Source organism: Marinomonas rhodophyticola, assembly GCF_026113935.1.
Classification (GTDB): domain Bacteria; phylum Pseudomonadota; class Gammaproteobacteria; order Pseudomonadales; family Marinomonadaceae; genus Marinomonas; species Marinomonas rhodophyticola.
In genome coordinates this window covers 207,575-222,308 of sequence record NZ_JAPEUL010000004.1, presented here as the reverse complement: position 1 = coordinate 222,308, position 14,734 = coordinate 207,575, and the positions used below count along the sequence as shown (strand labels likewise).

Genomic DNA, 14,734 nt, shown 5'->3' with positions numbered 1-14,734 from the left:
ATTGGCTTTTTCTTAGCTCAAAAAAGCTGAACAAAGACACTGCCCACTCGATTAATGAATCGGATGCTTAAGCCGCCTCAAAAGTACCACCACAACAGTGGCAGGCAACAACTATGGCACCGTCTCCCTCAACTACAACGCTCTGGGCAATATCACCCAAAAAAGTGACGTGGGGACATACACCTATAACCAGACCCAATGTGGCCGTCAAACCGGCCCTCATGCCGTCAGCAGCATCACTGGCAAAGGCGCTTACTGCTACGACCAAAATGGCAACCTACTCAGTGGCGACAACCGAAGCCTCACCTACAACAGCTTCGACAAACCCACCTACATCCAACAAAATGGTGAAACCAGCACCTTCTCCTATGGGCCAGACCGACAACGCTACAAACAAGTGACCACAGGCACCGTCCCAAAAACCGTTTACTACATCGGCGGCTACGAAAAAGAAATCCGTGGCAATCGCATCTACCACCGCATTCAAATCGGTGACGTCGCCATCGTCGACAAAGTAGACAACCACAACGAAACCATCCACTACACCCTACGCGACCACCTTGGCAGCCTCATTGCCACCGTGAGCGACAGCGGCACCGTCAAACGCCTGTTCTACGATCCTTGGGGCAAACGACTGGACTTGCCTGTGCCTGAAGCTCAATCGTTGACACCTTTTAACTTGGCGAGTTTTGTAACACCACGCGGCTTCACCGGACACGAACACCTCGACAACGTCGGCTTGATCCACATGAACGGACGCGTGTATGATCCTGAGACCGCACGCTTCGTCAGTGCAGATCCGGTACTCAGCGATCTAACTTACTTACAAAGCTACAACCGCTACAGCTATGTGTGGAATAATCCACTAAGATTTACCGACCCAAATGGCTTTGAGCCACACTGTTGGCTGCACAACGAGTGATTTCAGAAATTCCTGAAAGCCTCCAACCTAAACCCAAAAGCCCATTACCTTGTTGACTGTTGTAGCTCAGTACCGAATTAGGCTGAAGACCGTTAATACCGGGCGGAACATCGATGGGAATGTCATAGGTTGCCGCACCGGAAGAGGAACCCCCGCTTCGCCGGGAATCGTGCCAACTAGCGTGTCGGCATGGGCTAGAGAAAGAAAACCAAAAAAAGAAAATAGGTAAACAACGACATACAAATACATTGTCTTGAGCACGAGTAAATCCCTTTATCGTCAGTATTTATAACCAATGCAGTGCTATCGTCGATTGTATTCGCAAAAATGTTCAGTACACACCGAGTAAAGTGTAACAGAACTGGAGTGCACCAGAACTAGATGGATTAGGACGAGGCGCTTGTCAAAACATGATACATTTGGGCAAAACGCTGAATATGTGGCCATCTATACCCAATTTTGTCCTCCGATAGAAGGGCTCAATCTCAATGTTAAGGCCCAAGAAACGCAAGGGCCTACGCAATAAAGCTATTAGACAATCTCAAATTGAATAATAGCGTCATCCTGATTCATAACTCGATTCCCCCCTAAAGACTCAGCCGCAGGCACTAACCCATTTAAGGTACCGGTGATAAAAAAGTAGTCTTTATCTCCATAGCCGCGCTGTATACACTGAAGCACTCCTTTTTTGAGAACCTCTTTCTTTGCTTCAACAAGTTGCTCAACATCCGCTGAAAAGGCATATCCCTGATCACCTCCTTCAAAAATCAGTTCACCAGATACTGGTTTTGAGGACACGAACACACCATAGTTAAAGTAAAAATCGCATGCCGAATGATTGGTTGGGTGAATCTCAGCACGAATCAATTCAACTGCCACGTGGGGTAATAACTCAGCAACTAACTGGTTTACTTCATTCACTTTGCTTGGCACAGTGAGTGGGAAGGCAATTTCCAGTTCGGTACCGCGAAACGCATGATGAGGAATCCTGCCACCAAGGTTACTAAAGAGTTGAAAATCAAAAATAGGTGATAGAATAATCACCCCCTCTTTATCGACCACTTTCCAACCCGCAATCGTTGCCCCTTTTTCAAGAATCTTGGCAATCAGAACATCTTGTGCGGCGCAAACAGCATCAAAAGTTTCCGTCAATGACAAGGAAGCTTCGCACTGAAAGCTTTTACTATCTCTGCATACTCTTCAAAAATCATCTACTACTAAGCCTTTATAAAATAATGAGATTATTAGGTAAAGAATACGGATTTACGATGGCAATGCATCCTTTATTTCACAACGCTTAGCCTGTAACATACGCGCTCCTAAAATCCATTCAATGAAAAGGAACTTCTAGTGAAAAAGATCCTCGCTGTACTGGTTTTCATACTTGTCGCTGCTTGTCTAATTGTCCCTAAATTTATTGCGCCAAGACATCAAGAGAAAGTCGTTGAACTGATTGACAACATTAATAAAACCCCTGGCTATTCTGCCGAAATTATTTCCACAGATTTCGCTTGGTTTGGCTCTGAAAATAAAGTCTTGTTCACTTTAAACACGGCTCAAATGAACCCATCACTGCAAGAGCAAAATATTGATATTGAGCTTGTGCTCGATACGCACTATGGTCCGTTGTTATTTTCAAGCCAAGGACTGTTTGGCCTTTATACAACCACCGTCAAGATTAATGGCAATGAACAAAGAAACTTTCTGAATTGGGATGAGAACAGCCCACTATATCAATTGTCTGTCTTCGGTAGTGTTATGGGTAACATAAAGGTCGCGGATAACATTCCTGCCTTCAGTAATTTAGAAGATACCTTTCACTTTAGCGGTTACAGTGGCAAGGGAGAGCTGACCAGTACGGCATTTAGCTATGAAGGAAACCTAGAAAGCATTAATGTGGACGATACCTATTCACCACTAAAGGCCGAAGGTTTTAATGTATCAGTGGAACTTAATGCAAGCTTAGACACCATTATGCAAGGTGGTTTTTACGACAGCACGACTGATTTCAGTTTAGAGAGACTGAGTATAGGCACTAACACCCAACTCTCTGGGCTAAATATCGAGATGGGGTCTAATTTAAATCAAGAAACCCAGCTTGGTCATATGGAAGTCAGTTACCTTATTAGCGAAATTATCTCTGATGACTTTAAAGCGAACGATCTTATTTTAGTGACGAAACTGGACAATCTCGATAACCAGTTCTTTATTAGCTATAAAAACTTCGTTGATAATGTCCCAATGAACAACGCTACCTTAGAGTATATGTATGAAACATTACTTATTTTCATGCAAGACAATCTTGGGGAATTATTAGCAGCAAAACCAGAGTTCAACATACCAAAATTCAGCGGTACATTTCCTGAGGGCAGCTTTAATGCAACGCTAACGAGTCGATTAGCTGACATCAGCACCCCTTCAGTAGAAACACTGATTACACCAGAGTTTTGGTTTTATAACACCATAGTAAAAGCAGAGATCGAAGCAGATCAGAACCTAGTAACAAAACTTGCTGAACGATTCATTGCCAGTCAAATGCGTGCGCCAATAAACGCACCGGAAGTGAAACAGCAAGCCCTAATGTTTATTGAAGGTTTAGCACAACAAGGTCTCATTCGATTAAAGAACGCCAAATATAAAAGTGAGATCACAGTAGAAGACGGCCAAGGCAAGGTATTCGACCTCAGTTTCCCCTTAATGTAATAAGGGTCAACGCCACATCACGCCACTTAAAAAAAGGCGCGTCTCATGTTCTGATTATCAGAAACAAGACGCGCCTTTTCATGTCTTAAGCCTTAGTACACCCCACCCATGCCATTAAACACCTAATAACGTTTAATAAAGACAAACCAACAGCGTACTTGTTATCAGAGCGGTCCAACACAAGGACAGACTGCCTTAGAAAGAACACAGAATCTTTCCTTATTCCCTGTTATTTAACTATTGGGAATAACCTCACCATTGTATTGCGTCAGCAGGCAATCTCTGCCTCTTTCTTTAAGCATTCTACAAAAATCGGCACTATAGGATTTATTCACGAAGGTGCTCTACTTTTAGTTGATACATAGTGCGACCATTGACGTTTTTTTGATTAACTAATGGCACTAAACCATCGAAAGACGTCGGGTACGATTCTAGTAGTACTCGCCAGCCACGAACCGCTTCGTCACGGTTGCCATAAGAAGCCACTTGAACACCATACTGTTCATCTGCTGTTGCACCGGAAGAAGCAAGTGGCGTAGCTTCTTGAGCCATCATGCTCGCCTCGGATTCAGTCGAATCAATTAAAGGTGCAGGGACAACGGCGGGTGCAACATTAATAGCAGAGACACTTTCGCCCATAAAGTTCTCATCTGCCATCAAGCCGTTACTGTCGATATTATTTGATCGAGCAGTTGCCTTTGATGAAAGAGGTTTACCTTGCTTAAGCGCCGCAATTTCCGCTTCCAATTCATCAATACGATCCAACTTTGGCTGCACAGCCTGCCATTGCTCTTCATGCATACGAACTTTATCTTGCAGATCCGTATAGGTCATAAAGGTATTTTTTTCGTCCATAGATGAACAAGCGCCTAGTGATAATCCAGCCATAATAACGACCAGCTTTTTGGATATTTCCATTATTCTCATCTCCATGTACGTCATTGAGAGTGTTCACTTATTATTCCAACCAAAATACGAAGCGACCTCTTTGCCTCATGGTGACACCAAAGAACTCATTCGTGTATTGGCTAGTTTCTAGCCCTTCTATAAAGTCAGTATTAAATGTTGCCCCCACAAAATTAAGGCATAACGTGCGGCTTTGCCAACTAAAACTAAAGGTAAAAAATACCGAAAAGGGGTTCGCAACACGCCTGATACTAAAGCAATCCCGTCACCAACGACAGGAAGCCAAGTAAATAACAGACTCCACACACCATATCGATTAAAAAAATATTCCGCTTTCTGTCGAGCCTTAGGGCTTACTGGAAACCATCTTTTGTGCTCATATCGCACCAAATAATGCCCCAACCACCAATTTGTCGCGCCCCCTAATGTATTACCTAAACTGGCCCAAAACCACAAAAAAAATATCGATAATGACGTATCATTAGCATAATAGAGCAACAGACCTTCGGATCCCAAAGGCAAGATAGTCGCAGATAAAAAAGCAACAATCAGTATAAAAAAATAATCCAACAACGCGTCTCTTACCTATTTTATTAGAAAAATTAAACACCTAAATACAAAAACAATGACTCAACTCATTTTTACACACTAGGCAAGATCTAGAAAAACATTTACTCTAAGAACAGTGCGAAACCTTTACACAACGAAAACAATCAATTCATTTTTTCTGTGATAAAAAAATAACGACGGATTTGATTGATTAATATAAATTCCATTCAATAGTGCCAAACATCTAAACGGAGGCGACATGCTGGATCGCATCAATGATATAAAAATTCGTTATAAGTTGTGGGCCATTATTGGTCTAATGTCTATGGGAACCACGGCACTTATTCTCGTATCACTAACCTCTCTATTTAATAGCCATGTTGATGCTCGAAAAGATCGTACGCAAGATATTTTAGATATAGCCAACACAACACTCACTTCAATTTATCACAAACAGCAGTCAGGCGAGCTTACGGCCGATCAAGCAAGACAACAAGGTATTACTCTACTATCGAGTTTAACCTATGGCGATCAACAAGAACTGTGGATTATCGACAATAACAATCGTACCTTGATGAACGCACCGGTCACCTACAAGGGTAACAACATCCCCTCCTCGCTTAGCGAAACACTCAACACAGCGTCCTTAGCGAGCAAACAGCCGTATCAATCCATCGAGTTTGAGTATCAAGGCAACGACGGCATTGCCCATAGAATGATTGCCAGCGCCACTACCTTCACCCCATGGAATATCACTATTATTGCCACCGCATCCATGAATGCGGTGATAAGTTTTTTCCTGAGTGCTCTGGTGGATTATGCCATTCTAGTCAGCGTCCTGACGGTGTTAGTAGGTGGAACTGCGCTTTATATTATCCATCTCGTTACCAGCCGCGTCACCTCCCTGTGCAAAACCATGACATCAGTACAACATTCGGGTGATCTTACACAACGAGTTGAATTTAGCGGCTTAGATGAGATGGGAGAAATGGCTCGTGCCTTTAACAGCATGATGAATGACTTTCAATCGATTGTCCGTAACGTTAGCCATTCCAGCGAAACGCTAGACGGCATCGTAGGGCAAACAAATAATTCGACCAATAAAACCGCCCAAGGCGTGTCAAAGCAACTATCTAACACCAGCAAAGCCGCTGAACTTATGCAGAGTGTCATGACCTCTGTGGAAGACACATTGGCCATTGCTGAACGGGCAAACACAACCACACAAGAGCTTGGACAGCATTCCAAACAAGGTCTTGGTGTCATGAATAAAGCCAACCAAGATATTCAACAGCTTTCTATTGAAGTCGGTGATGCCGCTCAGCAGATTCAAAAACTTCGCGAAGACGTGACACATATCAACGAGCGTTTGGGTATTATTGCAGAAGTGGCCGATCAAACTAACCTACTTGCCCTCAATGCTGCTATCGAGGCCGCACGTGCCGGCGAGCAAGGCAGAGGATTCGCTGTCGTCGCCGACGAAGTTCGTCACCTTGCTCAACGCTCACAACTGGCGGCAACGGAGATTGGTGGACTGATTGATCAATTAACGCAACAAACACTGACCACAGTAGAAGTCATGGAATCCGCTCGCAATACTGCAAACCAAGGTGCAGAGCAAACCTCCCAAGCTGGTCAAGCCTTTACCGAGATCGCCAATGGTGTGTTATCGATTTCCAAATTGAACAGTAACATTAGTCAAGCCGCGGATCGTCAATATTCGTCTTCTCAAATGGTTCATCAAACGCTAGAAAGCATTGCCAATGTGTGTGAAGAAACCAATCATAACTCTACCGATATTCAGACCTCGGTCAACAATCTGCAAGAATGTGCGAGTCGACTACGTCAGTTAGTTCATCAATTTAGCACTTAGTATTCTCCGCTCTTTAACCACTCAACCTAAAAATCATGCAAAAACAAAGGCATGATTTTTAGGCTATCAAAAAACACATCCAACTGTGTATCTGTTTATAAAAAACAGCGTAAAACGCTCTTAAACTAAACTTAACCGTTATTACATGCTCTGATTTTGTGCATAGGCGTCTGATTTTATGCAAAAAAGCGTGTTTTCAAAAATTAAGTGAAAAAGAAGAGCGTTTACCACTTTAACTTATTGGTGAGTCCCATTATGTTTGGGTATAGTGGTTTTACAGGTAAATAAAAACCAGGGTAAACATTAAGCAACAAGTCTAGAACACAAAGGATCAAACATGGCGTCTGATACACAAGATAAGCTAGATTCCCTTTATCAACATATTCAAGCGGTGATTTTATCCCGTCAGCACCCAGTTACTGGACTCTTCCCTGCCAGCACGAGCATTAACAATCACGGTAATTATACCGACGCATGGGTACGCGATAACGTCTACAGCATTCAGGCGGTATGGGCATTACATTTAGCGTACAAGCGTGCTTCTAATCCGCAAAAACGTGCCAACGAGCTTGAATTTGCCTGTATAAAAATGATGCGCGGTCTACTTTTCGCCATGATGCGTCAATCCCACAAAGTGGAAGCCTTTAAGCACAGCCTAGATCCTAAAGACGCCTTGCACGCAAAATACGATACCAAAACAGGCTTAGAAGCCGTAGCGGATGATGCTTGGGGGCACTTGCAAATTGATGCCACCAGCTTTTATTTATTAATGCTGGCGCAAATGACCAAAGCGGGCAGTAAGTTAATCTTTTCTCGCGACGAATTTAACTTCATCCAAAACCTTATTTACTATATTTCTCGCACCTACCGCACCCCTGATTACGGGATTTGGGAACGTGGTAATAAGGTAAACAACGGCAAAGCCGAAATTAATGCCAGCTCTGTGGGAATGGCAAAAGCCGCCATGGAAGCCATGGATGGGCTAAATCTATTTGGCGAGGATGGTCCTGAATGGGCGGTAGTGCATTCGTTTGCCGATGCGGTTGCCCGTGCTGGCTCTGTATTGCAATCTCTATTGCCAAAAGAATCACGTTCTAAAGAAGTCGACAGCGCTATTCTCAGCATCATAGGCTTTCCTGCGTTTGCCGTTAACGATGAAAAGCTTGTCAGACGCACTCGCAAAGAAATCATCAATAAACTGGGCGGTGAATATGGCTGTAAACGCTTCTTATTAGATGGACATCAATCGGAATTAGAAGATCAAAGCAGAATATATTATGAGTACGATGAACTGATTAATTTCGAACACATTGAGTCTGAGTGGCCGCTGTTTTTTACTTACCTTTATATCGATCGTTTATTTGCTCGTGATTGGGAAAGCGCCAACTTTTATCGCCACAAACTCGAATCGTTAATGGTCGAAAAAGATGGGCAAATGCTGCTCCCTGAACTCTATTACGTTCCACAAGAAAGCATTCTAGCTGAAAAAGAAAAGCCTGGCTCACAAAAACGTGTTCCCAATGATAACCTCCCCTTAGTATGGGCACAGAGTCTATTTTTAGTGGGAAAAATGCTCGATGAAGAACTCATTAAGACAGATGATCTTGACCCACTAGGCTTGCATCGTGTCCAGTACAAACCAAACAAAGCCACCACCTCCATGGTTATCTTGGCACAAAACGACAAAGTGAAACAGAAACTGCTTGATGCTGGCTGCCTATGCCAAACGCTGGATGATATTCTGCCTCTTAAAGCGATCAGCGCTGAGCAATTAGTGGCTACTTATCGACATTTAGGAGCCTCAGAAACGTTAGGTTTAACCGGACGACCAAACCGCGCATTAAACAGCTTAGCAACGTCGCAAGCATTCAGTATCAACAATGAAAGCTATTTGTGTTTTTCTTGGATTCAGAATGAAGACAAAGATTATCGAAAAATCGATCCAGCGTTGTTCCAAGCTCATATTCGTAACGAACTAAAAAACATTGCTGACCATTGGTATTACCAAGCCAATGCGGTTTTTAGCATACTGATTGACGAAGCCATCAGTGACATGAATGGCAGTGATGAGTTATTTGAATTTATTCGTTTATTACAGAAACGCGAACACGAAGAGTTTCGTGTTATTCCGCAATCGGCCAAAAATGCATTCAAATCGGGTAACCGTCGTACTATTATGATCGGTACCTTAGACCATAACCAGTTGGGAGCAAAACTGCCCATTCACGATACTCCTTGGCCGTTATCCGCTAAGCCAAAAGCTTACGATCCACAATCGATCAAGACGGCAGAAACAAACACCTTACTGACTCGCTTCACCGAACAGCCAGATATTAACGAAGCCATCGACTGTTTAATCGAGCTAGGCAGTCGTCGTGCATTAATGAATACCATCCCCAATTCAGCGCCAGCAGTCACAGCATATAAGGTATTGAATAGTGTGTATCTGCAAGCCTTACTTTCTGAGAACTGGCACAGTGCTCGACAACTGTATTCTTTGATTTTAAAGCCCTCAACGGATCTCGCTACCTATATTGCTGATATCACGGTGCGTCAGCGTTTGCTCGTTATTGGTGAAACGCCTGAAACTGAGATCGATATCAGCTCACCATTGCATCAGGACGTAATTCTCGACATGTTGAGAAATGTATCATCCTCGCCTATTGGTCTAGTTATTTGTCATGAACTAATTGCCATTGCAGGGACTCTGATTAAGGTGCATCCTGAGTTTTTCTCTGGCGTTCGTACGATACGAATTCATAACTTAGCCATGTTATGTGCTCGTCAATTTGATCCCGAGGACGATGCTCCCGTGTTTGAAACCTTATCCAGAGTGTCGCCAAGCAAGCTTTACGAAGCCCTCAAACAAGTGTTACAACAAAAGCATGACGAATTTGCTCACGTGGCAAACAACATGCGTTACCACAACAGTACCGACGCGCAAAGCAAAATGAAAGATGTGGACTGGTTTGACTGGCGTTCTGAGCAGGGTATGATCACCAAGCTGCCAGAATCTATGCTACTGCAACTTTGGGACAGTTTAAGTCATGCAAACACCATTGTGTTTGGAGACTTACAAAGTAACACCGCTCTCGATTGTAAACGCGCACTCAGCTCTATGACGCCAGGAGAAGACACCTTCGCATTGCTGATTGAAACCTTAACGTCGGACATTCATCCAAGTTGGTATAAGAGTCTTATTTTTGAAGGCCTATATGCCTTCATACAGTTCTGTAAACAGCATAAAAACTGTAAGTTTGAACAAGAAATCAATTTACCTGTTTTGGTCTCAAAAGCAGCACTAGATCATGCTAGACAGCACCAAGCCGAACATGTGGAAGATAACTGGGCGGAAGCCGCATTGGATGATTTCGCACAAATAACACCAAATAAAGTCAATCAATATTTGCGTTGGGCCGTGAGCAAACTTCACAGTCATCAGCACCAACACTCATTGAGTTAACACGCTCACCCTTGCTGGAGAAGTGAATGGATTTAATAAAAAATGCCCTAATTAACGATGTATTGAACACTCGCTGTTCAGACCCATTTGGCTGTTTAGGACTTCAATCATCCCCTTCTAAGAAAGGCTTGTCACTGCTTGTGTGGCAACCCGAAGCGATATCGGTTCGCGTATTGGCCATAGATTCAGACCAAGAATTGGCTAAAATGAGCGAAACAGAAGACAAAGGCTTGTTTTACGCCAAATGGCCAAAAGAAAGCACCCGCTTTCATTATCGTCTTGAAGTCACTTACAAAGACAAAAGTACTTATACGCTGGTTGACCCGTACCAGTTTCCTAACACGACCTTTGTAGACCCTGATCACCACCAAGCGAATCTTTACAAAAGCCAAGGTGCTATTAGGGCCAATGCAAAAGTCAACGATCAACTCGCCATTCAAGGTACACGCTTTGCGGTTTACGCTCCAGCAGCACGCTCGGTTTCTGTAGTAGGTGACTTTAATGCTTGGGATGGTCGCATTCACCCAATGTCTAGCAATGGCGACGGCATATGGCGCCTATTCATTCCCGACGTTAATCATGGGGCACGTTATAAGTTTGAAATCCGCTCAAACGCCGGTGACATTTTGCCCCATCGCAGTGATCCATATGCTCAACGTATTGAGCAATATCCGTCTTTCGCTAGCGTGACCTGTTTTGATGACAAACATCAATGGCAAGACGATGCGTGGGTTAAACGCCCTATCGAAGACATCTACGAACAGCCCATGAGCATTTATGAACTACACATAGGTTCGTGGCGTCGTAAAAGTGACAATCAACCACTAACATATCTAGAGATCAAAGATCAGCTGGTTCCCTATATGGTTGAAATGGGCTATACCCATGTTGAACTATTGCCCATCACAGAATACCCATTCGATGGATCTTGGGGCTATCAACCTGTCGGCCTGTACGCGGTCACATCACGATTTGGCACTCCAGAAGAATTCAAAGCCCTTGTTGATGCGCTTCATCAAGCTAACATTGGCGTGATTATGGATTGGGTACCCGCGCATTTTCCTGCCGATAGTCATGGGTTGGCGAACTTCGATGGCTCCAAGCAGTACGAATACCCAGATCCCAAAAAAGGCTGGCACCCTGAATGGAACTCCTTGATTTATGATTTTGGTAAAGAACATGTGGTCAATTACCTAATTAGTAACGCGGTGTATTGGCTAGAAGAATTCCACATCGATGGCCTTCGTGTTGATGCCGTGGCTTCTATGTTGTACTTAGACTACTCTCGAGAAGACGGCGAATGGATTCCCAACAAAGACGGCGGCAATCATAACTACGAAGCCATTGATTTCTTACGCCGTTTAAACGAAACCGTGTATTTGAATCATCCCCGTTGTTTTACCGTAGCGGAAGAATCCACTGCTTTCCCTGGGGTGTCTAAGCCAACTTATATGAATGGTTTGGGCTTTGGCTTCAAATGGAATATGGGCTGGATGAACGATTCACTGGCTTATATAAAAAAAGATCCGATTTATCGTCAGCATCATCAAGGCGAACTTAGCTTTAGTATGGTTTACGCCTTTGACGAACAGTTTGTATTACCGATTTCTCACGATGAAGTGGTCCACGGTAAAGGCTCCATGATTACTAAAATGCCTGGCGATGCTTGGCAGAAATTTGCCAATTTACGTGCGTTTTCGGCCTACATGTATTTTCACCCGCAAAAAGCTCAACTTCATGGGCAATGAGTTCGCCCAAGGTCAAGAATGGAGCCATGAACGCTCTTTGGATTGGCATTTGTTAGAGATCGACTACCACAAAGCTCAGCAAACGTTATCAAAAGACTTGAATCATCTTTATAAAAACGAGCCAAGTTTACAGTTTGATCATTCCTACCAAGGCTTTGAATGGATCAGTTATGATGACAACGCCAACAGCATTCTGGTTTTTGCACGTAAAGCCAAAGACTGTGACGAGCATGTTATTGCGGTCATTAATTTTACACCAACGCCCCATGCTAACTATCGAATTGGCGTACCTAAAGCAGGTCATTATGAGATCGTCTTGGACACGGATGAGGTGAACTACACTGGCAGTGGCTATGCCAAAATCAAAACATACCAGACTCAAGCAATCGTCAGTCATGGTCGTGAGCAAAGCATTGAACTGCAAGTGCCTCCACTGGCGGGCGTTTTGTTAAAATGGCTAGATAAACCTTAATCACTAACGCTCAGTAAAGTAACGCTAACAGCATCTAGAGGTATTAATGAACCAAGCACATCAGATTTCCAATGGCGCCTGTTTTCCTCTAGGTGCGACAGTAACCGACGACGGCGTTAATTTCGCCGTGGTCGCAGAAGACGCCAGCCAGCTGTATTTATGTTTGTTTGATCAAGATGGAAAGGAGCAAAAACCGCTGCCTTTTATTAATAAACATCAAGGCATTTGGTACATGGAAGTGCTTGGACTCAAAGAAGGTCAACATTACGGTTTACGTGCTAAAGGCGAGTTTAATCCAGAACAACAACAGCTTTATAACGAACATAAACTGCTAATAGATCCCTATGCTAGAGATCTCAGTCACAAACTTGTCTGGCATGAAGATCAATCAGCAATGAACAAAGAAGGCCAGCTACACAGCGTCAATTCGGCTTATTGTGTGCCGAAATCGATTGTTCGTACCGTGACAGCCAAACACAACCGCCCAGCAAGAGTGAAAATAACCCCGTCTAGCCGTGCTTTATACGAGCTGCATGTCAAAGGCTTTAGCAAAAACCTCCCCATTGATGATGAAATAAAAGGCACGTACCTTGGTGTTATCTCCACCGCGGGTATCGAACATTTAAAAAGCCTGAACATCACCACTATTCAGTTAATGCCTTGCTTCAGTTTTATGACCGAGCGCCATTTAGAGTTGCTAGAGGCTCAATAATTACTGGGGCTATAACCCTATCAGTTTTTTTGCGCCAGAACCGTCCTACGCTAAACAAGATGCTGTTTTGGAGTTTCAACAAATGGTTGATGGCTTAAGAACAGCGGGGTTTGAAGTTATCCTAGACGTTGTCTATAACCACACAGCAGAAAGCGAGCTGGATCACTCTAGCGTTTGCTTTCGAGGTCTAGACAATGCGCGCTATTATCGTCACCAAGCGGGTCAATATTTAAATTACACAGGATGCGGAAACTGCATAGACACTTACCATCCCAATAGCATTCGTCTTATTTGCGACAGCATGCGTTATTGGGTAGACGTGATGGGCGTGGATGGCTTTCGTTTTGATTTAGGAGTTGATCTAGGCCGGACTGATCATGATTTCACCCCCAAAGCGCCCTTACTGCAAGCCATTCTTCAAGACCCTATCTTAAGCGAAACTTGTCTAGTGATGGAACCTTGGGACATTGGCCCAAACGGCTATCAAGTTGGTCAATTTCCAAGAGGTTTTCTCGAATGTAATGATCAATACCGCGATACAGTACGTCGTTTCTGGCGCGGTGACAAAGGCATGGTACCTGAATTTGCGACACGCCTTTTAGGTTCAAGAGACCTGTTTCATAAAGGACAAAAAAGTGCCCTAACTTCCGTCAACTACATCACCTATCATGACGGTTATACCATGAAAGACTTGGTGTCCTATCACCAGCGCCATAACCTTGCTAATATGGAAGACAACCGTGACGGGCACAGTGACAACCTTAGCCAAAACTTTGGTACAGAAGGTGACACCGACGACATAAATATTCAACAACACCGCCTTAACCAGCAACTTTGCTTTATGGCGACACTGCTACTAAGCCAAGGTACGCCTCATATTTTAGGGGGGACGAGCTTTCCCACACTCAGCAAGGAAACAACAACGCCTACTGCCAAGACAACGACATGACATGGCAAATTTGGCAGGATATAGATGAGGAAACACGCCTTGCAAGAGACGCCATTCAGCATACCATTTCTACCTTAATGACACTGCGCAAAACCTACCCAATATTGGCTGAAATTCGTCTTGAAGACGACCCGCTTTATCAACACACCTCGTCAGATCACATCCATTGGCTCAACCAACACAGCGAACCCATGAGCGCAGAAAATTGGGCCGATAAAGAACGTCACTTTATCGCATTAACGCTAACGTCTGCCGACCTTTCTAGTTATTTTTGGATCGTCTTTTACAGCAGCGATACGCCTATTAGCGTTCCTTTTCCAGCAGAAAGTGATGCACTAGAAGTTGCTTACCAAACGCCAGGCTTCACGATTAAAGACAATACTCTTCAATGCGCTTATCGTGGCGTTTTTGTTGCTAAACGTTAACCATCAAAATTC

14 protein-coding genes are annotated in these 14,734 nt (G+C 43.8%); 10 read left to right on the top strand and 4 right to left on the bottom strand.

The annotated features are described in order from the left end of the window. Window positions 1-97 precede the first annotated feature (97 nt). Window positions 98-922 carry an RHS repeat-associated core domain-containing protein gene (locus tag ONZ52_RS01705; protein WP_265216905.1) on the top strand — a complete coding sequence of 275 codons (825 nt, stop codon included), beginning with the start codon at window positions 98-100 and terminating at the stop codon, window positions 920-922. On the opposite strand, the gene ONZ52_RS25175 is transcribed toward ONZ52_RS01705, so the two are convergent. Next, the gene (locus ONZ52_RS25175) at window positions 873-1,019 is read right to left on the bottom strand and encodes a SpvB/TcaC N-terminal domain-containing protein (RefSeq protein WP_409419848.1); all 147 of its coding nucleotides are present in this window, start codon (window positions 1,017-1,019) and stop codon (window positions 873-875) included. The genes ONZ52_RS01705 and ONZ52_RS25175 overlap by 50 nt on opposite strands. Before the next feature lie 434 nt (window positions 1,020-1,453). Further along, entirely contained in the window at window positions 1,454-2,080 is a 627-nt protein-coding gene (locus ONZ52_RS01700; protein WP_265216904.1) for a hypothetical protein, read from the bottom strand. A 192-nt stretch (window positions 2,081-2,272) separates the two neighbouring features. Here ONZ52_RS01700 and ONZ52_RS01695 point away from each other — a divergent pair, with 192 nt between their 5' ends. Further along, window positions 2,273-3,625, top strand: coding sequence for a YdgA family protein (locus tag ONZ52_RS01695; RefSeq protein ID WP_265216903.1), 1,353 nt, complete (start codon window positions 2,273-2,275; stop codon window positions 3,623-3,625). 327 nt (window positions 3,626-3,952) lie between these two features. Here ONZ52_RS01695 and ONZ52_RS01690 read toward each other — a convergent pair whose 3' ends face one another. After that, complete coding sequence (locus ONZ52_RS01690) at window positions 3,953-4,543, bottom strand: SPOR domain-containing protein (protein ID WP_265216902.1); 591 nt, start codon at window positions 4,541-4,543, stop codon at window positions 3,953-3,955. On the opposite strand from ONZ52_RS01690, the gene ONZ52_RS01685 reads away from it, so the two are divergent. Next, a complete protein-coding gene (locus tag ONZ52_RS01685) occupies window positions 4,530-4,664 on the top strand; it encodes a hypothetical protein (RefSeq protein ID WP_265216901.1) in 135 nt (44 codons plus the stop codon). The genes ONZ52_RS01690 and ONZ52_RS01685 overlap by 14 nt on opposite strands. Window positions 4,665-4,669: 5 nt before the next feature. Here ONZ52_RS01685 and ONZ52_RS01680 read toward each other — a convergent pair whose 3' ends face one another. Then, window positions 4,670-5,101 carry a YqaA family protein gene (locus tag ONZ52_RS01680; protein WP_265216900.1) on the bottom strand — a complete coding sequence of 144 codons (432 nt, stop codon included), beginning with the start codon at window positions 5,099-5,101 and terminating at the stop codon, window positions 4,670-4,672. A 238-nt stretch (window positions 5,102-5,339) separates the two neighbouring features. Between ONZ52_RS01680 and ONZ52_RS01675 the strand changes: the two genes are divergently transcribed. The 7 genes from ONZ52_RS01675 (at window position 5,340) to ONZ52_RS01645 (ending at window position 14,722) form a co-directional block, all read left to right on the top strand. Then, on the top strand, window positions 5,340-6,953 hold the full coding sequence (locus tag ONZ52_RS01675) for a methyl-accepting chemotaxis protein (RefSeq protein WP_265216899.1): 1,614 nt from the start codon (window positions 5,340-5,342) through the stop codon (window positions 6,951-6,953). Between the two features lie 337 nt (window positions 6,954-7,290). Continuing rightward, window positions 7,291-10,416: a phosphorylase b kinase regulatory subunit alpha/beta gene (locus ONZ52_RS01670; protein ID WP_265216898.1), complete on the top strand. Its 3,126-nt coding sequence runs from the start codon at window positions 7,291-7,293 to the stop codon at window positions 10,414-10,416. A 26-nt stretch (window positions 10,417-10,442) separates the two neighbouring features. Further along, window positions 10,443-12,164: a 1,4-alpha-glucan branching protein GlgB gene (gene glgB, locus ONZ52_RS01665; RefSeq protein WP_265216897.1), complete on the top strand. Its 1,722-nt coding sequence runs from the start codon at window positions 10,443-10,445 to the stop codon at window positions 12,162-12,164. Beyond that, on the top strand, window positions 12,154-12,636 hold the full coding sequence (locus tag ONZ52_RS01660) for an alpha amylase C-terminal domain-containing protein (protein WP_265216896.1): 483 nt from the start codon (window positions 12,154-12,156) through the stop codon (window positions 12,634-12,636). The genes glgB and ONZ52_RS01660 overlap by 11 nt, the downstream gene beginning before the upstream one ends. 46 nt (window positions 12,637-12,682) lie before the next feature. Beyond that, window positions 12,683-13,348, top strand: a complete 666-nt coding sequence (locus tag ONZ52_RS01655) for a GlgX family protein (RefSeq protein WP_265216895.1) — start codon at window positions 12,683-12,685, stop codon at window positions 13,346-13,348. 67 nt (window positions 13,349-13,415) lie between these two features. Continuing rightward, the gene (locus ONZ52_RS01650; RefSeq protein ID WP_265216894.1) at window positions 13,416-14,297 is read left to right on the top strand and encodes an alpha-amylase family protein; all 882 of its coding nucleotides are present in this window, start codon (window positions 13,416-13,418) and stop codon (window positions 14,295-14,297) included. After that, a complete protein-coding gene (locus ONZ52_RS01645) occupies window positions 14,294-14,722 on the top strand; it encodes a hypothetical protein (protein WP_265216893.1) in 429 nt (142 codons plus the stop codon). Before ONZ52_RS01650 ends, ONZ52_RS01645 begins: the two co-directional genes overlap by 4 nt. The last annotated feature ends 12 nt before the right edge of the window (window positions 14,723-14,734 follow it).

Excerpts from the sequence above, each read along its gene's own strand:
- ONZ52_RS01690 (WP_265216902.1), bottom strand. The coding sequence starts at position 4,543 with ATGGAAATATCCAAAAAGCTGGTCGTTATTATGGCTGGATTATCACTA.
- ONZ52_RS01675 (WP_265216899.1), top strand. The coding sequence starts at position 5,340 with ATGCTGGATCGCATCAATGATATAAAAATTCGTTATAAGTTGTGGGCC.
- ONZ52_RS01670 (WP_265216898.1), top strand. The coding sequence starts at position 7,291 with ATGGCGTCTGATACACAAGATAAGCTAGATTCCCTTTATCAACATATT.
- glgB (WP_265216897.1), top strand. The coding sequence starts at position 10,443 with ATGGATTTAATAAAAAATGCCCTAATTAACGATGTATTGAACACTCGC.
- ONZ52_RS01660 (WP_265216896.1), top strand. The coding sequence starts at position 12,154 with ATGGGCAATGAGTTCGCCCAAGGTCAAGAATGGAGCCATGAACGCTCT.
- ONZ52_RS01655 (WP_265216895.1), top strand. The coding sequence starts at position 12,683 with ATGAACCAAGCACATCAGATTTCCAATGGCGCCTGTTTTCCTCTAGGT.
- ONZ52_RS01645 (WP_265216893.1), top strand. The coding sequence starts at position 14,294 with ATGACATGGCAAATTTGGCAGGATATAGATGAGGAAACACGCCTTGCA.